This is a genomic window from Leifsonia sp. NPDC102414, from assembly GCF_044765685.1.
Lineage (GTDB): Bacteria > Actinomycetota > Actinomycetes > Actinomycetales > Microbacteriaceae > Leifsonia.
The window spans coordinates 913,821-935,315 of record NZ_JBIWKN010000001.1; the positions used below are offsets into that span (position 1 = coordinate 913,821).

23 protein-coding genes are annotated in these 21,495 nt (G+C 67.1%); 15 read left to right on the top strand and 8 right to left on the bottom strand.

The window, feature by feature from the left end; translation table 11 throughout:
- Positions 1-28: 28 nt before the first annotated feature.
- Genes ACIRCZ_RS04385 through ACIRCZ_RS04395 form a run of 3 tightly spaced genes read left to right on the top strand, consistent with a single transcriptional unit; the run spans position 29 to position 1,454 of the window.
- Positions 29-340 carry a DUF3099 domain-containing protein gene (locus ACIRCZ_RS04385; protein WP_082581325.1) on the top strand — a complete coding sequence of 104 codons (312 nt, stop codon included), beginning with the start codon at positions 29-31 and terminating at the stop codon, positions 338-340.
- Entirely contained in the window at positions 337-558 is a 222-nt protein-coding gene (locus ACIRCZ_RS04390; protein ID WP_055893966.1) for a hypothetical protein, read from the top strand. The genes ACIRCZ_RS04385 and ACIRCZ_RS04390 overlap by 4 nt, the downstream gene beginning before the upstream one ends.
- Positions 555-1,454, top strand: coding sequence for an SURF1 family protein (locus ACIRCZ_RS04395; RefSeq protein ID WP_402850031.1), 900 nt, complete (start codon positions 555-557; stop codon positions 1,452-1,454). The genes ACIRCZ_RS04390 and ACIRCZ_RS04395 overlap by 4 nt, the downstream gene beginning before the upstream one ends.
- A gap of 43 nt (positions 1,455-1,497) precedes the next feature.
- Here ACIRCZ_RS04395 and ACIRCZ_RS04400 read toward each other — a convergent pair whose 3' ends face one another.
- The 6 genes from ACIRCZ_RS04400 to sufB form a co-directional block, all read right to left on the bottom strand.
- Positions 1,498-3,096 (bottom strand): ABC-F family ATP-binding cassette domain-containing protein, encoded by a 1,599-nt coding sequence (locus ACIRCZ_RS04400; protein ID WP_055893972.1) that lies wholly within the window; start codon positions 3,094-3,096, stop codon positions 1,498-1,500.
- A 105-nt stretch (positions 3,097-3,201) separates the two neighbouring features.
- Entirely contained in the window at positions 3,202-3,531 is a 330-nt protein-coding gene (locus tag ACIRCZ_RS04405; protein WP_055893974.1) for a metal-sulfur cluster assembly factor, read from the bottom strand.
- A gap of 9 nt (positions 3,532-3,540) precedes the next feature.
- Positions 3,541-4,335 (bottom strand): Fe-S cluster assembly ATPase SufC, encoded by a 795-nt coding sequence (gene sufC / locus ACIRCZ_RS04410; RefSeq protein WP_055893976.1) that lies wholly within the window; start codon positions 4,333-4,335, stop codon positions 3,541-3,543.
- 3 nt (positions 4,336-4,338) lie between these two features.
- Entirely contained in the window at positions 4,339-4,662 is a 324-nt protein-coding gene (locus tag ACIRCZ_RS04415) for a non-heme iron oxygenase ferredoxin subunit (RefSeq protein ID WP_402850037.1), read from the bottom strand.
- A complete protein-coding gene (gene sufD, locus ACIRCZ_RS04420; protein ID WP_402850040.1) occupies positions 4,662-5,849 on the bottom strand; it encodes a Fe-S cluster assembly protein SufD in 1,188 nt (395 codons plus the stop codon). The genes ACIRCZ_RS04415 and sufD overlap by 1 nt, the downstream gene beginning before the upstream one ends.
- Positions 5,850-7,268 (bottom strand): Fe-S cluster assembly protein SufB, encoded by a 1,419-nt coding sequence (gene sufB, locus ACIRCZ_RS04425; RefSeq protein WP_055893981.1) that lies wholly within the window; start codon positions 7,266-7,268, stop codon positions 5,850-5,852. It lies immediately after the preceding gene.
- A 289-nt stretch (positions 7,269-7,557) separates the two neighbouring features.
- On the opposite strand from sufB, the gene ACIRCZ_RS04430 reads away from it, so the two are divergent.
- The 6 genes from ACIRCZ_RS04430 to ACIRCZ_RS04455 all read left to right on the top strand — a co-directional run bounded on the left by ACIRCZ_RS04430 (position 7,558) and on the right by ACIRCZ_RS04455 (position 11,510).
- The gene (locus ACIRCZ_RS04430; RefSeq protein WP_402850043.1) at positions 7,558-8,502 is read left to right on the top strand and encodes a heme A synthase; all 945 of its coding nucleotides are present in this window, start codon (positions 7,558-7,560) and stop codon (positions 8,500-8,502) included.
- A gap of 331 nt (positions 8,503-8,833) precedes the next feature.
- The gene (locus ACIRCZ_RS04435) at positions 8,834-9,118 is read left to right on the top strand and encodes a hypothetical protein (protein WP_402850046.1); all 285 of its coding nucleotides are present in this window, start codon (positions 8,834-8,836) and stop codon (positions 9,116-9,118) included.
- Positions 9,115-9,588, top strand: a complete 474-nt coding sequence (locus ACIRCZ_RS04440) for a hypothetical protein (protein WP_402850049.1) — start codon at positions 9,115-9,117, stop codon at positions 9,586-9,588. Before ACIRCZ_RS04435 ends, ACIRCZ_RS04440 begins: the two co-directional genes overlap by 4 nt.
- On the top strand, positions 9,585-10,817 hold the full coding sequence (locus ACIRCZ_RS04445) for a hypothetical protein (RefSeq protein ID WP_402850052.1): 1,233 nt from the start codon (positions 9,585-9,587) through the stop codon (positions 10,815-10,817). Before ACIRCZ_RS04440 ends, ACIRCZ_RS04445 begins: the two co-directional genes overlap by 4 nt.
- Positions 10,818-10,830: 13 nt before the next feature.
- Positions 10,831-11,178: a hypothetical protein gene (locus tag ACIRCZ_RS04450; RefSeq protein WP_402850055.1), complete on the top strand. Its 348-nt coding sequence runs from the start codon at positions 10,831-10,833 to the stop codon at positions 11,176-11,178.
- Complete coding sequence (locus ACIRCZ_RS04455; protein WP_402850058.1) at positions 11,175-11,510, top strand: hypothetical protein; 336 nt, start codon at positions 11,175-11,177, stop codon at positions 11,508-11,510. The genes ACIRCZ_RS04450 and ACIRCZ_RS04455 overlap by 4 nt, the downstream gene beginning before the upstream one ends.
- A 17-nt stretch (positions 11,511-11,527) precedes the next feature.
- Here ACIRCZ_RS04455 and ACIRCZ_RS04460 read toward each other — a convergent pair whose 3' ends face one another.
- Positions 11,528-12,085 (bottom strand): GNAT family N-acetyltransferase, encoded by a 558-nt coding sequence (locus ACIRCZ_RS04460; protein ID WP_402850061.1) that lies wholly within the window; start codon positions 12,083-12,085, stop codon positions 11,528-11,530.
- A 2-nt stretch (positions 12,086-12,087) separates the two neighbouring features.
- Complete coding sequence (locus tag ACIRCZ_RS04465; protein ID WP_402850064.1) at positions 12,088-13,008, bottom strand: heme o synthase; 921 nt, start codon at positions 13,006-13,008, stop codon at positions 12,088-12,090.
- Positions 13,009-13,304: 296 nt separating this feature from the next.
- Here ACIRCZ_RS04465 and tkt point away from each other — a divergent pair, with 296 nt between their 5' ends.
- Genes tkt through pgl form a run of 6 tightly spaced genes read left to right on the top strand, consistent with a single transcriptional unit; the run spans position 13,305 to position 21,443 of the window.
- Positions 13,305-15,398: a transketolase gene (tkt, locus tag ACIRCZ_RS04470; RefSeq protein WP_402850067.1), complete on the top strand. Its 2,094-nt coding sequence runs from the start codon at positions 13,305-13,307 to the stop codon at positions 15,396-15,398.
- 28 nt (positions 15,399-15,426) lie between these two features.
- Positions 15,427-16,539 carry a transaldolase gene (tal, locus tag ACIRCZ_RS04475; protein ID WP_402850070.1) on the top strand — a complete coding sequence of 371 codons (1,113 nt, stop codon included), beginning with the start codon at positions 15,427-15,429 and terminating at the stop codon, positions 16,537-16,539.
- Positions 16,536-18,146, top strand: a complete 1,611-nt coding sequence (locus tag ACIRCZ_RS04480; RefSeq protein ID WP_402850073.1) for a glucose-6-phosphate isomerase — start codon at positions 16,536-16,538, stop codon at positions 18,144-18,146. The genes tal and ACIRCZ_RS04480 overlap by 4 nt, the downstream gene beginning before the upstream one ends.
- A gap of 29 nt (positions 18,147-18,175) precedes the next feature.
- Positions 18,176-19,717, top strand: a complete 1,542-nt coding sequence (gene zwf / locus ACIRCZ_RS04485) for a glucose-6-phosphate dehydrogenase (protein WP_055894007.1) — start codon at positions 18,176-18,178, stop codon at positions 19,715-19,717.
- Positions 19,714-20,676, top strand: a complete 963-nt coding sequence (locus tag ACIRCZ_RS04490; RefSeq protein WP_055894009.1) for a glucose-6-phosphate dehydrogenase assembly protein OpcA — start codon at positions 19,714-19,716, stop codon at positions 20,674-20,676. The genes zwf and ACIRCZ_RS04490 overlap by 4 nt, the downstream gene beginning before the upstream one ends.
- Entirely contained in the window at positions 20,673-21,443 is a 771-nt protein-coding gene (gene pgl / locus ACIRCZ_RS04495; RefSeq protein ID WP_055894012.1) for a 6-phosphogluconolactonase, read from the top strand. The genes ACIRCZ_RS04490 and pgl overlap by 4 nt, the downstream gene beginning before the upstream one ends.
- Positions 21,444-21,495 lie beyond the last annotated feature (52 nt).

Sequence of the window (21,495 nt, forward strand, 5' to 3'; positions counted from 1 at the left end):
TTATGGACGTAGTCTTGGACCAACGCACATGAAGCAGCCACACCAGTCGATCACGAATCTTCCGCTCTCACCCGACGAAGAGCGACGACACCGGATGATCAAGTATTCGGTCGCCATGGGAATCCGTGTGCTCTGCATCTTCGCGATCCTGTTCGTGCCGGGCTGGTGGGCGATCATCCCCCTCATCGGCGCCATCTTCCTCCCGTACTTCGCCGTCGTCGTCGCTAACGTCTCCACCGACCCTCGTCGAGCGGAAGTTCAGCGTCCGGGGAATATCCTTCCCATGACCCCTCCGCCACCGGCGGGACCCCGCGACGACACGAAGGACACGGACGAGTGATCGGCTTCGGTGAACCGGAACCACTGACCTGCTCGCGAGCGAACTGTCGCGAGCAGGCGTCCTGGCGCATCGAGTGGCGCAACCCGAAGATCCACACGGAGGACCGCGTGAAAGTCTGGCTCGCCTGCGACGAGCACGTCGACTTCCTGAGAGAGTTCTTGGGCGCCCGCGACTTCCCACTGAGCGTGCATCCCGTGTCCGAGAGGACGACGGCGTGAGCGGCGGCGGCGCCGGCAGGGACACCGCCACAGACGCGGGCAGAAACGACGGCAGCTGGCGATTCGCGTTCTCCCGGCGCTGGCTCGGCTACCTGGCGTTCGCCGTCGCCTTCGCGATCGCCTGCGGCTGCCTGTCCGCATGGCAGCTCGCCCGCAGTAAAGAGGCCGCGGCCGCGAACGCGCTCATCTCGGACAACTTCTACTCGAAGCCCGTCCCGCTCACCGACGAACTCTCCGACCTCACCGCGTACCAGCCCGGCCAGGAATGGACGCGCGTTCAGGTCACCGGCACCTACGAGAAGGACCAGGAACTCCTGGTGCGCAACCGGCCGTTCAACGGCAGCCCAGGCTTCGAAGTGCTCACCCCGCTGCGCACGGCGGACGGCGCGCTGTTCATCGTCGACCGCGGGTGGGTGCCGACGGGCAACACCACGGATGCGCCCGACCACGTTCCCGCCGCCCCGTCCGGCACGGTCACCGTCGTCGCCCGTCTCAAGGCCAGCGAGCCGTCCATCCCGGGCCGCACCGCGGTCGGCCGTCAGGTCGGCACCATCCAGCTCTCCGTGGTGAAGTCGAAGCTCGACACGGACGACGTGTACACCGGCGCGTACGGCCTGCTCGACTCGCAGAAGCCGTCTCCGGCCTCCACGCCGACGCCCACCGTGACCGACCCTCCCACCCAGGATGAGGGCCTCCACTGGTCGTACATGATCCAGTGGATCATCTTCGCCCTGATCGGGTTCTTCGGCCTCGGCTACGCGCTGCTCACGGAGTACCGCAAGCGCAACGAGCACACCCCCGAAGAGCAGGCCAAGGCCGCGGAGCGGCAGCGGAAGCGCGCGCTGAAGCGCACGGACTCCGACGTGGAGGACGAGCTGATCGACGCCGCGCGCTGAGCGCGGGAGAACCCGCACTCAGCACGCAGAGCGCACGCGGCCGCTAGGCCAGCGAGATCAGTTCCAGGTAGTCCTTGTTCCAGTGGTCCTCGACGCCGTCGGGCAGGATGAGGACGCGCTCCGGGTTCAGAGCCTCGACTGCGCCCTCGTCGTGGCTGACCAGGACGACGGCACCCTCGTAGTGCGCCAGCGCATCCAGGATCTCCTCACGGCTCGCGGGGTCCAGGTTGTTGGTCGGCTCGTCGAGCAGCAGCACGTTGGCGCCGGAGACCACGATCATCGCCAGGGCGAGACGCGTCTTCTCGCCGCCGGAGAGGACCCCGGCAGGCTTGTGCGAGTCGTCGCCGGTGAACAGGAACGAGCCGAGCACGCGGCGAGCCTCGGTCTCTGCCAGGTTCGGTGACGCCGACATCATGTTCTGCAGCACGGAGCGCTCGACGTCGATCGTCTCGTGCTCCTGCGCGTAGTAGCCGATGCGGAGGCCGTGGCCGGGCTCCACCTGGCCGGTGTCCGGCTTGTCGACCCCGGCGAGCATCCGGAGCAGCGTGGTCTTGCCCGCACCGTTGAGGCCGAGCACGACCACCTTGGAGCCGCGGTCGATCGCGAGGTCGACGGCGGTGAAGATCTCCAGCGAGCCGTAGCTCTTGGACAGGTCGCTCGCCTGCAGCGGCGTGCGGCCGCAGGGCGCTGGGGTCGGGAAACGCAGCTTGGCGACGCGGTCGACGGCGCGCACGTCCTCGAGGCCGGCCAGCAGCTTCTCCGCGCGGGCCACCATCTGGTGGGCCGCGGCCGCCTTGCTCGCCTTCGCACCGAACTTGGCCGCCTGCAACTGCAGCACGCCCGCCTTCTTCTCGGCGTTGGCGCGCTCCTTCTTGCGGCGCTCCTCGTCGGCGGCGCGCTGGCGCTGGTAGTGCTTCCAGCCCATGTTGTAGATGTCGATGACCTGGCGGTTCGCATCCAGATAGAAGACGCGGTTGACGGTCTCCCCGACCAGCTCCACGTCGTGCGAGATCACGATGAAGCCGCCGGTGTAATTCTTGAGGAACTCCCGCAGCCAGATCACCGAGTCGGCGTCGAGGTGGTTGGTGGGCTCGTCGAGGATCATCGTGCGCGCGTCGGAGAACAGGATGCGCGCGAGCTCGATGCGGCGGCGCTGACCACCGGAGAGCGTCTTCAGCGGCTGGTCGAGGATGCGATCGGGCAGGTTGAGGTTGCTCGCGATGGATGCGGCCTCCGCCTCGGCCGCGTAGCCGCCCAGCATGTGGAAGCGCTCCTCCAACGTGCCGTACTTCTTCATGGCGGCGGCGGAGACCTTCTCGTCCGTGCTCGCCATGTCGACGGTCGCCTGCTGCATGCCGAGGACGATCGAGCCGAGGCCACGAGCATCCAGAATGCGGGTGCGAGCCAGGTCTTCCAGGTTGCCGGAGCGCGGGTCCTGCGGCAGATAGCCGAGCTCCTCCGTGCGGTCCACCTTGCCGCCGTTGGGCAGCAGGTCGCCGGCCAGCACCTTGGTGAGGGTGGTCTTCCCTGCTCCGTTTCGGCCGACGAGACCGATCTTGTCGCCGGGCGCGACACGGAAGCTCACGTTCTCCATGAGCAACCGGGCTCCGACTCGGAGCTCGAGGTCTTGCACGGCAAGCACAGTCAATCCATTCGTTCGTAAAGTGTCGTGTTCACGCCAGTGGTCCCGGACCGCGCACGAGCCGGGGCTCGCGGCGGTCCGGGACCACTCGCACAGTGTGTGTCGCTAGATGGCGAAGCCGAGAGCGCGCATCATGTCGCGCCCGTCGTCGGTGATCCGCTCCGGACCCCACGGCGGCATCCACACCCAGTTGATGCGGAACGCCTCGACGATGCCGTCCAGGCTCTCAGCCGTCTGCTCTTCGAGCACATCGGTGAGTGGGCAGCCGGCGCTCGTCAGCGTCATCGAGATGATGAGGGCGTTGTTCTCGTCGTCCCAGGCCAGGTCGTAGATGAGGCCGAGGTCGACGACGTTGATCCCGAGTTCGGGGTCCATGACGTTCTTCAGCGCCTCTTCGACCTGGTCGAAGAGCGCGGGGCTCAGCGTGGCGGGCATACCGGAAGCCTACGCCTCTGTCAGCTCAGCGGCGTCGGCCTTGGCCGGCTCCGGAGCGTCCACGAAGCGGTCGTAGCCCTCTTCCTCGAGCCGGTCAGCCAGCTCTGGGCCGCCCTGCTCCGCCACGCGGCCGGCGACGAAGACGTGCACGAAGTCCGGCTTGATGTAGCGCAGGATGCGCGTGTAGTGCGTGATGAGCAGGATGCCGAGTCCGGTGTTCTCCTTGGCACGGTTGACGCCCTCGGAGACGACCTTCAGCGCATCGACGTCGAGGCCGGAGTCGGTCTCGTCGAGCACCGCGAATTTCGGCTTGAGGAGCTCGAGCTGGAGGATCTCGTTGCGCTTCTTCTCTCCACCGGAGAAGCCCTCGTTGACGTTGCGCTCTGCGAAGGACGAGTCCATGCGGAGCTTGCCCATCGACTCGCGGACATCCTTGACCCAGGAACGGATCGAGGGCGCCTCGCCGTCGATGGCGGTCTTCGCGGTGCGCAGGAAGTTGGTGTTGGTCACCCCGGGGATCTCCACCGGGTACTGCATGGCGAGGAACAGGCCGGCGCGGGCGCGCTCGTCCACGGTCATCGCGAGGACGTCCTCGCCGTCGAGCGTGATGGTGCCACCGGTGACGGTGTACTTCGGGTGCCCGGCGATCGTGTACGCGAGGGTGGACTTGCCAGAGCCGTTCGGGCCCATGATCGCGTGGATCTCGCCCTCGCGGATGGTCAGGTCGACGCCGTTCAGGATGGGCTTGACGCCCTGCTCCGTCTCGACGGTGACGTGCAGGTCGCGGATCTCAAGGACTGACATGGACTAAATCTCTTTCGTTGCGTTCGGGTCGATGTAGACGTCACCGTCGATGAGCTCGACCTGGTAGACGGGGACCGGCTCGTACGCCGGTAGGTTCATGGGCTTTCCGGTGAGGAGGGAGAATTGCGAGCCGTGCGCCCAGCACTCGAGCGTCTCGCCCTCGACGAAACCCTCGGATAGCGAGATCTCGCCGTGCGTGCAGGTGTCGCCGATGGCGTGGATCGCTCCTGCCGAGTCTTTGACGACGGCGATGGGGGTGCCTTCGACGACGACGCGGGTGGCCTGGTCGACCACCAGCTCGTCGGCGGAGCAGACGCGCGTGCCCATCAGCTCCCCACCGTGACGACGGACTCGAGCTCGGCCTCGATGGCCGCGTGCAGGCGCTCCTGCAGTGCAGGCGAGCCGATCTGCTGCACGATCTCCGCGAGGAAGCCGCGGACGACCAGGCGGCGCGCCTCGTCCTCCGTGATCCCGCGGGACTGCAGGTAGAAGAGCTGCTCGTCGTCGAATCGGCCTGTCGCGCTCGCGTGGCCTGCCCCGACGATGTCGCCTGTCTCGATCTCCAGGTTGGGCACGGAGTCGGCGCGGGCGCCGTCCGTGAGCACCAGGTTGCGGTTCTGCTCGTAGGTGTCCGTGCCGACGGCCTTCGGGCCGATCAGCACGTCGCCGATCCACACCGTGCGCGCTCCGACGCCCTGTAGTGCGCCCTTGTATGTGACGCGGCTGCGGGTGGCCGGGGCGTCGTGGAAGACGTACACCTGCTGCTCGAGGTGCTGGCCTGCGTCGGCGAAGTACGCGCCGTAGAGCTCGGCGTCCGCGCGCTCGCCCGCGAGGTGCGCGGACGGGTTGAGCCGGACGACCCCGCCGCCGAGCGTGACTGCGACGTGCTTGAGAAGCGCGTCCTTGCCGATGCTGGCGAAGTGGGTCGCGACGTGGAGTGCGTCGTCGTCCCACTCCTGCACGGTCACGACCGTGAGGTGCGCGCCGTCGCCGAGGACGAACTCGACGTTCTCGGTGAGGTGCGCCGCCCCGCTGTTCTGCAGGATGAGCGTCGCACGGCTGTTCGGCGCGGCCACGACGACGGTGTGCGCCGCACGGGGACCGCTGCCGAGCGCGGAGCGGGTGAGGGTGAGCTCCTTGTCGTCGTCCCCGGTGACGGAGATGACGAGCGCCTGCTGGAAGGCGGTCCAGGCGTTCGCGGACGCCCGGTCCTCCGGCGTGCCCGCACTGCCGATGCGCGCGTCGTCACGGTCGACCCATTCGGTGCTGACACCGGATGCGACGGTCGCGTCGAAGACGTACGGCGCGCCGTCCAGCTCGCCGGAGATGAGCTCGGCGAGGCGGGCGACCGGCGTGTACTTCCAGACGGCCTCGCGGCCGGTGACATCCGGGAACTCGGAGACGACGGTGGACTTGAAACGGTCGGAGCGGGTCTGAACGGGCACAGCGCTGCGCATGTGCTTCGGCGCTGCCGTTCCCGCGGTTTCGATGGTCTTCGGGGTGGCGGTGGTCATTTAGCCGACAGAGCCTTCCATGCCCATCTCGATGAGCTTGTTGAGTTCGAGTGCGTATTCCATCGGGAGCTCCCTGGCGATCGGTTCGATGAAGCCGCGCACGATCATCGCCATGGCTTCGTCCTCAGGGAGACCGCGGGACATCAGGTAGAACAGCTGCTCCTCGCTCACGCGCGACACGGTCGCCTCGTGCCCGAGCTGCACGTCGTCGACACGGATGTCGATCGCCGGGTATGTGTCGGAGCGGGAGATCGAGTCGACCAGGAGAGCGTCGCAGCGCACCGTGTTGGCCGCGTGATGCGCGTTCGCATCCACGCGCACTTCACCGCGGTAGCCTGCGCGGCCACCGCCGCGCGCGATCGACTTGGAGACGATCGACGACTGCGTGTACGGCGCCATGTGGATCATCTTCGCGCCGGCGTCCTGGTGCTGGCCCGGGCCGGCGAACGCGACGGACAGGGTCTCGCCCTTGGCGTGCTCCCCCATCAGGTAGATCGACGGGTACTTCATCGTGACCTTGGAGCCGATGTTGCCGTCGATCCACTCCATGGTCGCGCCCTCGGCCGCCGTCGCGCGCTTGGTGACGAGGTTGTACACGTTGTTCGACCAGTTCTGGATGGTCGTGTAGCGCACGCGGGCGTTCTTCTTGACGATGATCTCGACCACGGCGGAGTGTAGAGAGTCGGACTTGTAGATCGGAGCCGTGCAGCCCTCGATGTAGTGCACGTAGCTGTCCTCGTCCGCGATGATCAGCGTGCGCTCGAACTGCCCCATGTTCTCCGTGTTGATGCGGAAGTATGCCTGCAGCGGGATCTCGACGTGCACGCCCTTCGGGACGTAGACGAACGAGCCGCCGGACCACACGGCGGTGTTCAGCGCGGCGAACTTGTTGTCGCCTGCCGGGATCACCGTTCCGAAGTACTCCTGGAAGATCTCGGGGTACTGCTTGAGCGCGGTGTCGGTGTCGAGGAAGATGACGCCCTGCTGCTCCAGGTCCTCGCGGATCTGGTGGTAGACGACCTCCGACTCGTACTGAGCAGCCACGCCGGCGACGAGGCGCTGACGCTCCGCCTCGGGGATGCCGAGCTTCTCGTACGTGTTGCGGATGTCCTCCGGCAGGTCTTCCCAGGTCTGGGCCTGCTTCTCCGTGGACCGCACGAAGTACTTGATGTTGTCGAAGTCGATCTCGGAGAGATCGGCACCCCAGGTGGGCATCGGCTTGCGCTCGAAGAGCTGCAGCGCCTTGAGGCGACGCTCGCGCATCCAGTCCGGCTCGTTCTTGAGCGCGGAGATATCGGTCACCACCTCAGGCGAGATCCCTCGACGCGCGGACTGCCCCGCCGTGTCGGAGTCCGCCCAGCCGAACTCGTATTGCCCAAGGCTCTCGAGTTCGGGGCGGTCGATCAGGATGTCTGACATATCTACCTCGTTTCCTTCCACTCGTAACCGGCTATCATTCCGGCTCATTCCCTCGGACAGGTCGAATACACGACCTGCACAAGCGTCGTGATTGTGCGGGTGGCTGGTGTGCGTACCTAAACTGTTCGGAGACTCGGGCTTCGTCGCCCCGGCTGCAAGAAGCTGCAGGCACGCGCATCGGGCGCGTTTCTCGAACCCACCAATTCTACAGGTGCGGACCGGTAATAGTAGAGACGCGCCTGCGCGTTGCCCGAGTATCCGACCAAGAAGCAAGGAAAACAGACCCAGAATGAAGCGCATCATCGCCTGGCTGCCCGACCGCGTGGACATTCGCCTGAAGGTCATCGCGTGGATCTACCTCGTCGGGCAGATCGTTCTGGTCGGCACAGGCGGCCTCGTCCGCCTCACGTCGAGCGGTCTCGGCTGCCCCACCTGGCCCAAGTGCACGGCCGATTCGCTGGTGAACACGCCGGAGATGGGCATCCACGGCGTCATCGAGTTCGGCAACCGGCTGCTGGGCGTTCTGCTCGGGATCGTGGCGATCGTGGCGTTCGTCGCCATTCTTCGCCTCCGCAAGGAGCGCAAGGACCTCTTCTGGCTCACCCTGCTCGCCGGACTCGGCATCCCCGCCCAGGCGGTCATCGGCGGCCTGAGCGTGCTCACCGAGCTGAACCCGTACGTCGTCGGCCTGCACTTCGTGGTCTCGATCGTGCTCGTCGCGCTGTGCACCACGTTCCTGTTCCGCCTGTACACGACCCCTGGGCCCCGGATGCGCGCCGTGCCGGCGTGGTTCGCCGTCGTCGCGCACATCACCAGCTTCGTCGTCGCCGTGACGATCATCGTGGGCATCCTGACCACGGGCTCGGGACCGCACGCCGGAGACGCGAACGCGCCCAGGAACGATCTCAACCCGGAGATCCTGCAGCACGTGCACGCCATCCCCGCCTATGTGACGTTCGCTCTGACGCTCGTGCTGGTCGTGGCGTCCCTCCGCATCCGCGGCACGCGCGTGCACCGCTACACGATGTACCTGCTCGCGGTCGAGGTCCTGCAGATCGCGGTCGGCCTGATCCAGGCGAACACAGGGCTACCCGGCGTCCTGGTCGGCATCCACATGATGCTCGCTGCCATGCTCGCCGCAGCCATGACCGCCGTCGTGCTGTCACTGAAGGCGCCGGTCGCCGCCGGCCAGGCGGACGCGGCGTCAATGGAGCGCGGGGCTGCCGTCGCCTGACGGCTGAGTCACGACGCCGAGCGCCGCATGCGCGGCTCGGCGATTTCTCCCCTGCGCTGCGCCCGGCCCCTCGGTCGCGCCCGCTCGGGGCTGGATCGGGAGCGTTCGCTCTGGTATGGTCACGTCTAATATGTCGCTGCATCATTCCAGCGGTCGAGTCGCGAGCACTTCGTCGCGGACTCACGTGCACCGATCGACGTCGCGCAAGCGCGGAGACAGGCGAAGAACACGACGAGCGGTGGGCGCGGCGCTGCTAGGCGTCACTCTGATCGTTGGCCTGACTGCGTGCTCGTTGGTACGAGATCGCCTCATGACACCGGACCCTCCTGTGTTGGAACAGCAGCGAGCGTCCGCGCTCTACTTCCGCGACGAGTACCAACCGAACGTCGAAAAGGTCAAGTTCACCCAAGATGGGAGCCGCGGGGGGCTCGGCGCGCCATGGCGAGCGAATGCGATCGCAACAGTCGCGGGCGACGACTACTTCGTGATCATCGGGCCGGACACAGGTCCAGCGTTCGTAGGCGGCACCGGCAGGCCTCCCGAACCGCTGCCACCTGCCCCGAACCTCCCGCTGACGGTGGTCTACAGCGACGGAACGTCGGAGGTGGTCGAGTGACGACCGGCAACAACCCCGCGGTTATCGCGGCTCGCTCGCACGGTTGGAACCTCAACGTCCAGAGCCCTCTGCCTGTACGTGTGTTTCGAATGGTGAGCGCCGCTCTGCTCGCCGTCGGGCTGATCGTCGGCCTGTCGGCCTGTTCACTGATTGGAGATCGCCTCATGACGCCAGACCCTCCCGTGCGCGAAATGCAGCGAGACGCCGCGCTCTACTTTCGCAGCGAGTACCAACCCAACGTCGAAACCGTCCGGTTCACCCGTGACGGCAGCAGGCCGGGCGTTGGCGTCCCGTGGTGTGTGAACGCCGTGGCCACGGTAGACGGTGTGGACTATCAGGTCATCATCGGTCCAGCCACCGGCCCGGGTTTTGTCGGAGATAACGGCATGCCCCCGCCCGCGCCCACGCCCTCCGGTCATCTTCCTCTGACAGTTGTCTATAGTGACGGGACGTCGGAGGTCATCGAGTGACGACTGCCGAAGAATACATGGGCATCTCGGAACATGCCTACCGAGTGGACCGTCTCATAGAAGATCCTCCATATGCGGCGGGCAGGGCATTCACCGTGAGTGCAGGCGACCACACCCAGGCCTTCCAGGTGATCGACACCGAGGATCACCCTGCGAACGGCTTCCAGGCGATGGCTGTCGTGCCCGTCGTGGATGGCGTGCCGGACCTGTCGCAGATCGTCGTGTCGTACGCGGGCACCAATCCGGAGCACCGAGCTGACCTGTTGGAGGATGTCGAGACGGTCGTCGGGGGCACGCAGGGCCCGCTGAGTCAGGTGGCGGATGCTCGGCGATTCGCAGACCGGGTGAACAAGGCGCATCCCGACTCGTCTATCGAGGCTGCGGGGCATTCGCTCGGTGGGTTCCTCGCGTTGCTGGTGGCCGCGGAGAACAACTGGAGCGCGACGACCTTCAACGGGCCAGACCCGTGGGAGTGGTTGTCCTCCGAGGCGAAGACGCGACTGGAGGCCGATCAGAAGTCGGGCAGGTTGCGGCTGCACAACTACGTGAACGAGTGGGACCCCATCGGCAATCTGTACGTCAACCGGACCGGCGCTGCCGACTTCGTGACCGATGAGCGTGGCCGCTCGGCGTTGGATTATCACAACATCGGAAAGGGCGGCGCGTTCTCGTTCGAGCCGGATGGGTCGGTCACAGCCGCCGGGACGAAAGGCCATCGCCTTGACGACATTCTCGCCAACGTCGTCGATTCTCTCCTTCCCGGGGCGTCCGCAGCCCTGTCCCCCGCCCTGCTGGCGGTCGCCGGCATCGCCAGGAACCCGGCATCGATGAAGTCGCTGGCCTCGAACGCGTCCGGGGCGATGGTGGCGGTCAACTCGGTCGCCGCGCTGAGCCTCGCGGCGAGCATCGGCAATACCGCGACCGCGCTTACCGAGATCAAGCAGGCCAATGGCCGCATCATCCCCCGGATGGAGGAGGGCCTGCTGGAGGCTAAGAACTCAGCCGCCGTTCTGCCCACGATCACCGCCTACGACATCGAGCACTGCATCGAGATGCACCGCTTGCATGTACACCAGAACGTCGATGAGGACGCCGTGTGGGCCGTCAGTGCCCGGGTCGAACGCCACATCGAACGGGTGGGCCAGCTCAGTGAGGGTATCGCCCAGTCCGTGCGTCACACCCTGGAGCAGGATGCGCAGTGGGCTGTCACTTTCGGACTCGGCAGATAGGAGAAGTCTCATCATGGATCCCGCAGAATTCGTGCAGGAACTCTTCGACGGAATCGACCGTGAGATGCGGACCGGCGTCCACGACGTCCAGGACTGGATCGAAGCCCAGATCCACGGTGCAGCGGTTCAGCTTCTGAACGCCCTGATGCCGCCGATCGTCCACGCGAACAACGCCGCCGTGAAGATCAGCGAGTCCACCGTCGTTGCTTCAGCGAGCACGGGCATCGGAGTCACCATCGGCAGCGCTGATCTCGGCAATTCGGTCCTCGCCGGCGCCGTGGCAGACACCGTGGAGCGCGGGCTCGGCGAACTGAGGTCTGAGAGCGACTACGCCCAGGGGGTGAACAGCATCGCATGGTGACCTACGGATCGCTCTCGGAGCTGGAGGACGCCCACGACCAGGAGCGCAGTGCCGCACGAATGCGAATAGATTCGGCCGAACAGTACATCGGCCACTACCGCTCCCGAATCAACCAGGTCGCAGAGGAGCTCTACGGTCTGGGCGCTCACAAGGGCGTGGTCGACGACCCTGGCTTCCGCGCGGAACTCCGTCGCGTCACGGATACCGCCAGCGAGAATGTCGCGTACACGGGCCGCAGGATCGGCGAGCTGGAAGACGAGTACGACGCGATGCTCAGGGGGCAGGACGAGCAGCGCGAGCGCTTTCTCGCAGAACGACACGACGCGGACTGACGACCCTCGAGACCGGGTCAGCCAGCGGACCGTGCTGGCGCAGGGGCCGCTGGGCCGGTCAGGACGCCGACGACCGCACCCCGCGACTCACCACGAAAGTCGACAGTGTGCGCGCTCGCCTGGTCGAAGACGAAACCGACGTCCATCGCGAGCCGTTTGCTCCGCTCGTTGCCGACCAGGTACTCCCAGCGCAACCGGGAGAACCCCATCCCGTCCGGGTCGAGCGCGTGCGCGACCACGCGGGAGAGCGCCTCGCGCATGTAGCCGTGTCCCCGCGCATCCGGAACCTGCCAGCAGCCGACGGATGCGGACCCGGCCGCCTCGTCCTTGCGCACCTCGATCACACCGAGCAGCCCGCCGTCGCCGATGCGGTACGCCCAGACCGTGAACCGCCCGCTCGCCGCGCCGTGGGGCACGTAGCTGCGGACGAAGAACTCCGCGTTCTTGTGCGTGTACGGAGAGGCCAACGGGATCCACTGCTGGATCACCTGGTCTTGGCACGCCGCATACACGGCGTCGATGTCCGACTCGCGCGGCGCATCCAGAACCAGACGTTCTGTGCGCAGCACGGTCATGGTCAGAACGGCAGCAGCGGGTCGATCGCGACAGCGAGGAAGATCAGCGTCAGGTAGGCGATGGAACCGTGGAACACGCGCATCGGCGACACCGCGGCGTGGCGGATCGCCAGGTTGTAGAGGCGGTGCGACTCGTACAGGAACCAGCCGCCGACGACCACGGAGATCGTGGTGTAGACGAGCCCCATGTGGGCGACGGGGATGAGCAGCAGCGAGCAGGCGACCATCGCCCACGCGTACAGGATGACCTGCAGGCCGACGACGGCGCGACCGCGGACGACCGCGAGCATCGGAACCCCTGCCTCCTTGTAGTCGTCGCGGTACTTCATCGACAGCGGCCAGTAGTGCGGGGGCGTCCAGAGGAAGATGACGCCGAACAGGATGAACGCCGGCCAGGCGAGCGAACCGGTGACGGCCGCCCAGCCGATCAGCACGGGCATGCATCCGGCGATGCCGCCCCAGACGATGTTCTGCGGGGTGCGGCGCTTCAGGATCAGCGTGTAGAAGACCACGTAGAGCAGGATCGCGACGAGGGAGAGCCCTGCCGCGAGCCAGTTGGTGAAGAAGCCGAGCACGAGCACGGATGCGACGCCGAGGGCGTACGCGAAGACCAGCGCCTCGCGGTCGGTCAGCTCGCCGGTGACCAGCGGGCGGTTCTTGGTGCGCTTCATCACGCGGTCGATGTCGCGATCGATGTAGCAGTTGAACGCGCCTGCCGAGCCGGCGGACATGTATCCGCCGATCACGGTGGCGAGCACCAGCCACAGGTTCGGGATGGCGTTGGCCGCGAGGATCATCGTCGGCACGGTCGTAACGAGAAGCAACTCGACGACACGCGGCTTCGTCAGAGAGAAGTAGGCCTTGACCTTGCGGCTGAAGCCGATTCGGCCCGATTCGACACGGCTCTCTACAGCGACGTCCATTGCTCCTCTAACGATCAGACCGATTCCCCAAGCGATTCTACGATACCGCCGCCCGGCCCTCCCCCGCCTACTCCGCTCACGGCTTATCCACAACCGGCCGAGGGAACACCCCACGTTTCGTGTGTGTTACCTATACTTGGAGATGCTCGCCAGCCGGAACCCGCAGATCCCCGTGTCCTTTTGTAGGAGTCGAACGGATGCGAATCCGGCGCCGATGACGTCCACGGCGCGCACTACCTCAACCGGTGCGGGACCATGACGGCCCTCACCATTTTCTACGAAGGGTCAGTTTTCACGTGGCAGCTCTGCAATGGGATCCCATTGACAACAAGGCAGTAGACACCGCTCGCGTCCTCGCGGCGGACGCAGTCGAGAAGGTGGGCAACGGGCATCCCGGAACCGCCATGAGTCTCGCACCAGCCGCCTACCTCCTCTTCCAGAAGGTGATGCGCCGCGATCCGCACGACCAGCACTGGCTCGGCAGGGACCGCTTCATCCTCTCGGCGGGCCACAGCTCGCTGACGCAGTACATCCAGCTCTACTTCGGCGGATACGGCCTGGAGCTCGACGACCTGGAGAAGCTCCGCACGTGGGGCTCGCTCACGCCCGGTCACCCGGAGTACGGCCACACGGATGGCGTCGAGATCACCACTGGCCCGCTCGGCCAGGGCATCTCCTCGTCGGTTGGCTTCGCATACGCCAGCCGCTTCGAGCGCGGTCTGTTCGACCCGGACGCCGAGCCGGGCACCAGCCCGTTCGACCACTTCGTCTACGTGATCGCCGGCGACGGCGACCTGCAGGAGGGTGTGAGCAGCGAGGCGTCCTCGCTCGCCGGCCACCAGCAGCTCGGCAACCTCATCGCGATCTACGACAGCAACCAGATCTCCATCGAGGACGACACCAACATCGCGTTCACCGAGGACGTGAAGGCACGCTATGAGGCGTACCACTGGCACGTCCAGGTCGTCGACTGGAAGAAGACGGGCGTCTACGAGGAGGACGTGCAGGAGCTGCACGCCGCCATCGAGGCCGCCAAGGGCGTCACGGACAAGCCGTCGCTGATCATCCTGAAGACGATCATCGGCTGGCCGGCCCCGAAGAAGCAGAACACGGGCAAGATCCACGGCTCCGCTCTCGGCGCAGACGAGCTGCGCGCCGTCAAGGAGGTCCTCGGCTTCGACCCCGACAAGAACTTCGACGTCGCCCCCGAGGTCATCGAGCACACCCGCAAGGCCGTCGAGCGCGGCGCAGAGCAGCGCGCTGAATGGCAGAAGGGCTTCGACGCCTGGGCAGCGGCCAACCCGGAGCGCAAGCAGCTCCTCGACCGCCTCCTCACCGGCGAGCTGCCGGAGGGCATCGAAGAGGCACTCCCCGTCTTCGAGGCAGGCAAGGACGTCTCCACCCGCGCGGCGAGCGGCAAGGTGCTCAACGCCCTCGGCGCCGTCATCCCCGAGCTGTGGGGCGGCTCGGCCGACCTGGCAGAGTCGAACAACACCACCATCGAGGGCGCAGCGTCGTTCGTGCCGTCCGAGCACTCGACGCACGAGTGGACGGGCAACCCCTACGGCCGCGTGCTGCACTTCGGCATCCGCGAGCACGCCATGGCCGCGATCCTGAACGGCATCGTCCTGCACGGACCGACGCGTCCGTTCGGCGGCACGTTCCTGATCTTCAGCGACTACATGCGCCCCGCCGTTCGCCTGGCCGCGCTGATGAAGGCGCCGTCGATCTTCGTCTGGACGCACGACTCCGTCGCGCTCGGCGAGGACGGCCCGACGCACCAGCCGATCGAGCAGCTCTCGACCCTCCGCGCCATCCCGCAGCTCGACGTCGTCCGCCCCGGCGACGCGAACGAGGTCGCGTACGCCTGGAAGACCATCCTGGAGCGTCGCAACGGCCCGGCCGGTATCGCACTCACCCGCCAGAACATCCCGGTGTTCGAGCGTGGGGACGGCGAGGCGACGGGTGACACCTTCGCGTCTGCTGCGAACGTCTCGAAGGGCGCGTACGTGCTCGCAGAGGCGCCGAACGGCACGCCGGACATCCTGCTGATCGCCACGGGCTCCGAGCTCCAGATCGCTGTCGAGGCCCGCGAGGTCCTCAAGGGCGAAGGCATCAACGCCCGCGTCGTCTCCGCACCGAGCCTCGAATGGTTCGAAGAGCAGAGCGACGAGTACAAGGAAGCCGTGCTCCCCTCCGCCGTCAAGGCCCGCGTCTCGATCGAGGCCGGTCTGGCGCTGAGCTGGAGGAAGTACGTCGGCGACCACGGCCGCAGCGTGTCGATCGAGCACTTCGGTGCGTCGGCCGACTACAAGACCCTGTTCCGCGAGTTCGGCATGACCACCGAGCACGCCGTCGCCGCAGCCAAGGAATCGCTCGCGTCGCTCTGAGCGCGAGACAAGAGGAGATAGAAGAAAAATGACAGACTCCACCCCCACCGCACAGCTCTCCGCAGCCGGCGTCAGCATCTGGCTCGACGACCTGTCGCGTGAGCGCATCGCCACCGGCGGTCTGCAGAAGCTCATCGCGGAGAAGAACGTGGTCGGCGTGACCACGAACCCGACGATCTTCGCCACGGCGCTCTCCAACGGAGAGGCGTACGACGCGCAGGTGCGCGCCCTCGCCGCAGCAGGAACGAACGTCACCGACGCGGTCTTCGAGATCACCACGGACGACGTGGCAGCGGCGAGCGACATCTTCCACGAGCTCTATGAGCAGACGGAGGGCACTGACGGCCGCGTCTCGATCGAGGTCGAGCCGGGCCTCGCGCACGACGCAGCAGGCACCATCGAGCAGGCCAAGAAGCTCGCGGCCAAGGTCGACAAGCCCAACGTGCTCATCAAGATCCCCGCGACGGTCGAGGGCCTCGAGGCGATCACCGAGGTGATCGGCGCCGGCATCAGCGTCAACGTCACCCTGATCTTCAGCCTGGAGCGCTACCGCGGCGTCATCGAGGCGTACCTCGCCGGACTGGAGAAGGCCAAGGCCGCCGGAATCGACCTGTCCGGCATCCAGTCGGTCGCCTCGTTCTTCGTGTCGCGCGTCGACACCGAGATCGACAAGCGTCTGACCGCCATCGGCACCGACGAGGCGCTCGCGCTCAAGAGCAAGGCAGGCGTTGCGAACGCGCGCCTCGCATACCAGGTGTACGAGGAGGCGTTCGCCACCGACCGTGCCAAGGAGCTCGTCGCCGCCGGCGCCAACGAGCAGCGCCCGCTCTGGGCGTCCACCGGCGTCAAGGACCCGAGCCTGCCTGACACGCTCTACGTGACCGAGCTCGTCGCGCCGAACACCGTCAACACGATGCCGGAGAAGACGCTCGACGCGACCTTCGACCACGGCGTCATCACCGGCGACACCGTCACGGGCAACTACGCGGACGCGCAGTCGGTCCTCGACAAGCTCGCCGCGCTCGGCATCTCGTACGACGGCGTCACCGAACTCCTCGAGAAGGAGGGCGTCGAGAAGTTCATCGTGTCCTGGAACGAACTGCTGGACACCGTGACCGCAGCGCTGGAGGCGGCGAAGTGACGTTCCGCATCCACGTCACCGGCTCCACCGCCGAGGCCGTCAAGGCCGTCGTTCCGCAGCTGGTCGCCGACCGCGTCGCCTCCGGGATCACCGCCCAGGACCCCGCCCTCTGGGGTCCTGCGGCCGAGGCTGAGGCGTCCAAGCGCCTCGGCTGGACCGAGGCCGTCGCGATCTCCCGTCCGCTCGTCGACGAGATCACGGCTCTGCGCGAGGAACTGCACGCCAAGGGCGTCGACCACATCGTGCTCGGCGGCATGGGCGGATCGTCGCTCGCTCCGGAGGTCATCACCAAGACGGCGGAGGCCGAGCTGACCGTGCTCGACTCCACCGACCCTGGCCAGGTGCTCTCCGCCCTGCGCGACCGTCTCGCGGAGACCGCGGTCGTCATCTCGAGCAAGTCGGGTTCGACGCTCGAGACCGACAGCCAGCGCCGCATCTACGAGAAGTGGTTCCGCGACGCCGGCATCGACCCAGCAGAGCGCATCGTGGTCGTCACCGACCCCGGTTCGCCGCTCGACGCGTCGGCCCGCGAGGCGGGATACCGCGTGTTCAACGCCGACCCCAACGTGGGCGGACGCTACTCGGCGCTGACCGCGTTCGGCCTCGTGCCGTCCGGGCTCGCCGGGGTGAACATCGGCGAGCTGCTCGACGAGGCGGAGGCGACGCTGATCGAGCTCGCCGTCGACAACGACGAGAACCCCGGACTCGTGCTCGGCGCCGCCATCGCGGGCACCAGCCCGCTCAAGGACAAGCTCGGCATCATCGCGGACGGAACGCACATCGTCGGCTTCGCCGACTGGGCGGAGCAGCTGATCGCCGAGTCGACCGGCAAGGAAGGCACCGGCCTCCTCCCCGTCGTCCTGGACCCGCTCTCCCCCGAGGTGGGCGAGAACCTCCCCGACCTGCAGATCGTGCGTCTCGTCGACAACGCGGAGGCTCACCACCTGTTCCCCGCCAACCGCCACGACGGCGAGATCCTCGTCTCCGGCAGCCTCGGCGCACAGCTCATCGTGTGGGAGTACGCCACGGCCGTCGCCGGCCGCCTGCTCGGGATCAACCCGTTCGACCAGCCGGACGTGGAGGCCGCGAAGGTCGCCGCTCGCTCGCTGCTCGACAACCGTCCGGAGCCCGCGACTCCCGCGTTCGTCGCGAACGGCGTCGAGGTGCGCACCACGGGAGACTTCCTGGGCGGCGCGGCAACGCTCGACGCCGCGGTGGATGCCCTCCTCGCCCAGCTCGGACCGGACGGCTACGTCTCCATCCAGGCGTACGTCGACCGTCTCGCATACCCGCAGCTCGCCGGGATGCGCGACCTCCTCGCCGCCAAGTCCAAGCGCCCAGTGACGTTCGGCTGGGGACCCCGCTTCCTGCACTCGACAGGTCAGTTCCACAAGGGCGGCCCCGCCGTCGGCGTGTTCCTCCAGATCACTGCGGCAGCGCCGGAGGACCTGGAGATCCCCGACCGTCCGTTCACCTTCGGCCAGCTCATCCAGGCGCAGGCGGCAGGCGACGCGAGCGTGCTCGGTGAGCACGGCCGTCCCGTCCTCACCCTGAACCTGACGAACCCCGAGGCGAGCATCGTCTCGCTGTTCGAGGCCGTCAACTAACAGCGAAACCTTCCTGACCTAGGAGCTCAATGTCCCCGGTGGAAATCACCCCGGAGTTCAATCCCCTGCGGTTGCCCTCCGATCGCCGACTGAATCGCATCGCCGGCCCGAGCAGCCTCATCATCTTCGGCGTGACAGGCGATCTGTCACGCAAGAAGCTGATGCCCGCTGTCTACGACCTCGCCAACCGAGGCCTGCTTCCTCCCGGCTTCTCCCTCGTCGGGTTCGCCCGGCGTGACTGGGAAGACCAGGACTTCGAGAAGGTCGTCTACGACGCGGTGAAGCAGTACGCTCGCACGCCGTTCGAAGACGATGTCTGGAAGCAGCTGGCCCAGGGCATCCGGTTCGTGCCAGGCGAGTTCGATGACGACGCGGCCTTCGAGCGTCTCAAAGAGACGGTCGAAGAACTCGACAAGGAACGCGGAACGATGGGCAACCACGCGTTCTACCTGTCGATCCCGCCCAAGGCGTTCCCGCTCGTCACCGAGCAGCTTCGCCGGTCGGGGCTCGCCGACCAGTCCGAGACGGGCTGGCGCCGCGTCGTCATCGAGAAGCCGTTCGGCAGCGACCTGAAGACAGCGCGCGAGCTGAACAAGGTCGTCGAGTCGGTGTTCCCCGCCGACTCCGTCTTCCGCATCGACCACTACCTCGGCAAGGAGACGGTGCAGAACATCCTTGCTCTGCGCTTCGCCAACGAGTTGTACGAGCCGATCTGGAACGCGAACTACGTCGACCACGTGCAGATCACGATGGCGGAGGACATCGGCGTCGGGGGCCGTGCAGGCTACTACGACGGGATCGGTGCCGCTCGCGACGTCATCCAGAACCACCTGCTGCAGCTGCTGGCGCTGACCGCGATGGAGGAGCCCATCTCCTTCGACGCGGCCGACCTCCGCGCTGAGAAGGAGAAGGTGCTCAAGGCGGTCCGGCTGCCGAAGGACCTGAACACCTCCACCGCACGCGGTCAGTACTCCAGCGGGTGGCAGGGCGGCGAGAAGGTCGTCGGCTTCCTCCAGGAGGACGGGATGAACCCCGAGTCCACCACGGAGACGTACGCGGCCATCAAGCTCGACATCGGCACCCGCCGCTGGGCCGGCGTGCCGTTCTACCTGCGCGCAGGCAAGCGTCTCGGTCGCCGCGTGACGGAGATCGCCGTGGTCTTCAAGCGTGCCCCGCAGCAGCTGTTCGCGGAGAGCCAGACCTCTGCCCTCGGCCAGAACGCACTCGTCATCCGCGTGCAGCCGGACGAGGGTGTCACCATCCGCTTCGGCTCCAAGGTGCCCGGCGCCGGGATGCAGGTGCGCGACGTGTCGATGGACTTCGGCTACGGCCACGCCTTCACCGAGGCGAGCCCCGAGGCGTACGAGCGGCTCATCCTGGATGTGCTGCTCGGCGACCCGCCGCTCTTCCCCCGTCATGAGGAGGTCGAGCTCTCCTGGAAGATCCTCGACCCGATCGAAGAATTCTGGGCGACCCAGGGCCAGCCGGAGCAGTACCGTCCCGGCACCTGGGGCCCGAGCTCCGCGGACGAGCTTCTCGCCCGCGACGGCCGCGTTTGGAGGCGTCCATGATCGTCGATCTGCCCGACACCACGACGAGCAACATCTCGAAGGCGCTCGTCAAGATCCGCGAGGAGGGTGGCGCCGTCGCCCTCGGCCGCGTCCTCACCCTGGTGATCGCGACCCACCTCGGCCAGGAGGAGGAGGCCATCGAGGCCGCCAACGACGCCTCTCGCGAGCACCCGATGCGCGTGATCGTCGTCTCCACCGAAGAGGAGCGCACCTCCAACGGCGATGGCCGGCTGGATGCGCAGATCCGCGTCGGCGGCGACGCCGGGGCCAGTGAGGTCATCGTGCTCCGCGCATACGGAGAGACCGCGAGCGACGAGGAGGGCCTGGTCACCGGGCTCCTGCTCCCCGACGCGCCCGTCGTCGTCTGGTGGCCGGGGATCGCTCCGTCCGTCGTCTCGAAGTCGCCGCTCGGCCGCATCGCTACCCGCCGCATCACGGACGCATCCGCGCAGCCGGACCCGCAGGAAGCACTTCGTCACCTGGCGAAGACGTACGCCCCCGGCGACACGGACTTCGCCTGGACCAGGCTCACCCTGTGGCGCGCGCAGCTCGCCGCCGTGCTCGACCAGCCGCCGTACGAGCCGATCACCGCCGTCGAGGTCGCAGGGGCGGCGGACTCCCCGTCGACCATGCTGCTCGCGTCCTGGCTTGCCCTGCAGCTGCAGGTGCCCGTGCAGTACGACCTGACCTCGCGTGCGACCGGTTCCAGCGGCATCCACGGTGTCCGCATGGAGCGCGCATCCGGCGTCATCGAACTCGAGCGCGAGATCCCGAACGTGGCAAGGCTGTCGCAGCCGAACCAGCCGACGCACGACCTCTCGCTTCCGCGGCGCAGCCTCCGCGACTGCCTCGCCGAGGAATTGCGTAGGCTGGACCCTGATGATCTGTACGGTGAGGTGATCACCAAAGGCCTCGACCAGCTCGAGACCGCCGACAAGGGAGCGGGCGCGAAAGCATGACCAACGAACGACGGGTGCTCGTCCACCCCGACAAGCAGGCGCTCACCGGATCGGTCGCAGCTCGATTCCTCACCAAGACCGTCGACATCCTCGATGAACTCGACGAGGCGAACATCGCGCTGACCGGAGGCTCCGTCGGCATCGCCGTGCTGGAGGCGATCAACGAGTCCCCCGCCCGTGACAGCGTCGACTGGTCGAAGGTCCACTTCTGGTGGGGCGACGAGCGATTCGTCGAGAAGGCCAGCGAGGACAGGAACGAGACCCAGGCCCGCGAGGCGCTGCTCGACCACATCGCTGTGCCGCCGGAGAACATCCACGCGTTCCCCGCGTCGGATGAGATCCCCGACATCGACGAGGCCGCCGCGGTGTACGCCGCCGAGCTGGAGGCGTTCGCGCCCGAGGGCGCCCGCGCTCCCCGGTTCGACATCACCTTCCTCGGTGTCGGGCCGGACGGCCACATCGCGTCGCTGTTCCCGGACCGTGCCGGTATCCGGGAGACCGAGGCCACGGTGATCGCCGAGCGCGACTCCCCCAAGCCGCCGCCGGCCCGCCTCAGTCTGACGCGTCCGGTGCTCAACGCATCCGACCGCATCTGGCTGGTGCTCGCCGGAAGCGACAAGGCCAGCGCCCTCGGTCTCGCCCTCGCGGGCGCCAGCTACACCGAGGTCCCGGTCGCCGGGGCCAAGGGCCGCAAGCGCACGGTGTTCTTCGTCGACAAGGATGCGGCCGTCGACGTGCCGGAGAACCTGATCGCGCCCAGCTACTGAGCTGACGCCGCGCGCGCCAACGACGAAGCCCCCACCAGTCTGAGACTGGCGG

Excerpts from the sequence above, each read along its gene's own strand:
- ACIRCZ_RS04385 (WP_082581325.1), top strand. The coding sequence starts at position 29 with ATGAAGCAGCCACACCAGTCGATCACGAATCTTCCGCTCTCACCCGAC.
- ACIRCZ_RS04405 (WP_055893974.1), bottom strand. The coding sequence starts at position 3,531 with ATGCCCGCCACGCTGAGCCCCGCGCTCTTCGACCAGGTCGAAGAGGCG.
- sufC (WP_055893976.1), bottom strand. The coding sequence starts at position 4,335 with ATGTCAGTCCTTGAGATCCGCGACCTGCACGTCACCGTCGAGACGGAG.
- ACIRCZ_RS04415 (WP_402850037.1), bottom strand. The coding sequence starts at position 4,662 with ATGGGCACGCGCGTCTGCTCCGCCGACGAGCTGGTGGTCGACCAGGCC.
- sufD (WP_402850040.1), bottom strand. The coding sequence starts at position 5,849 with ATGACCACCGCCACCCCGAAGACCATCGAAACCGCGGGAACGGCAGCG.
- sufB (WP_055893981.1), bottom strand. The coding sequence starts at position 7,268 with ATGTCAGACATCCTGATCGACCGCCCCGAACTCGAGAGCCTTGGGCAA.
- ACIRCZ_RS04430 (WP_402850043.1), top strand. The coding sequence starts at position 7,558 with ATGAAGCGCATCATCGCCTGGCTGCCCGACCGCGTGGACATTCGCCTG.
- ACIRCZ_RS04450 (WP_402850055.1), top strand. The coding sequence starts at position 10,831 with ATGGATCCCGCAGAATTCGTGCAGGAACTCTTCGACGGAATCGACCGT.
- ACIRCZ_RS04460 (WP_402850061.1), bottom strand. The coding sequence starts at position 12,085 with ATGACCGTGCTGCGCACAGAACGTCTGGTTCTGGATGCGCCGCGCGAG.
- ACIRCZ_RS04465 (WP_402850064.1), bottom strand. The coding sequence starts at position 13,008 with ATGGACGTCGCTGTAGAGAGCCGTGTCGAATCGGGCCGAATCGGCTTC.
- tal (WP_402850070.1), top strand. The coding sequence starts at position 15,427 with ATGACAGACTCCACCCCCACCGCACAGCTCTCCGCAGCCGGCGTCAGC.
- zwf (WP_055894007.1), top strand. The coding sequence starts at position 18,176 with ATGTCCCCGGTGGAAATCACCCCGGAGTTCAATCCCCTGCGGTTGCCC.
- ACIRCZ_RS04490 (WP_055894009.1), top strand. The coding sequence starts at position 19,714 with ATGATCGTCGATCTGCCCGACACCACGACGAGCAACATCTCGAAGGCG.
- pgl (WP_055894012.1), top strand. The coding sequence starts at position 20,673 with ATGACCAACGAACGACGGGTGCTCGTCCACCCCGACAAGCAGGCGCTC.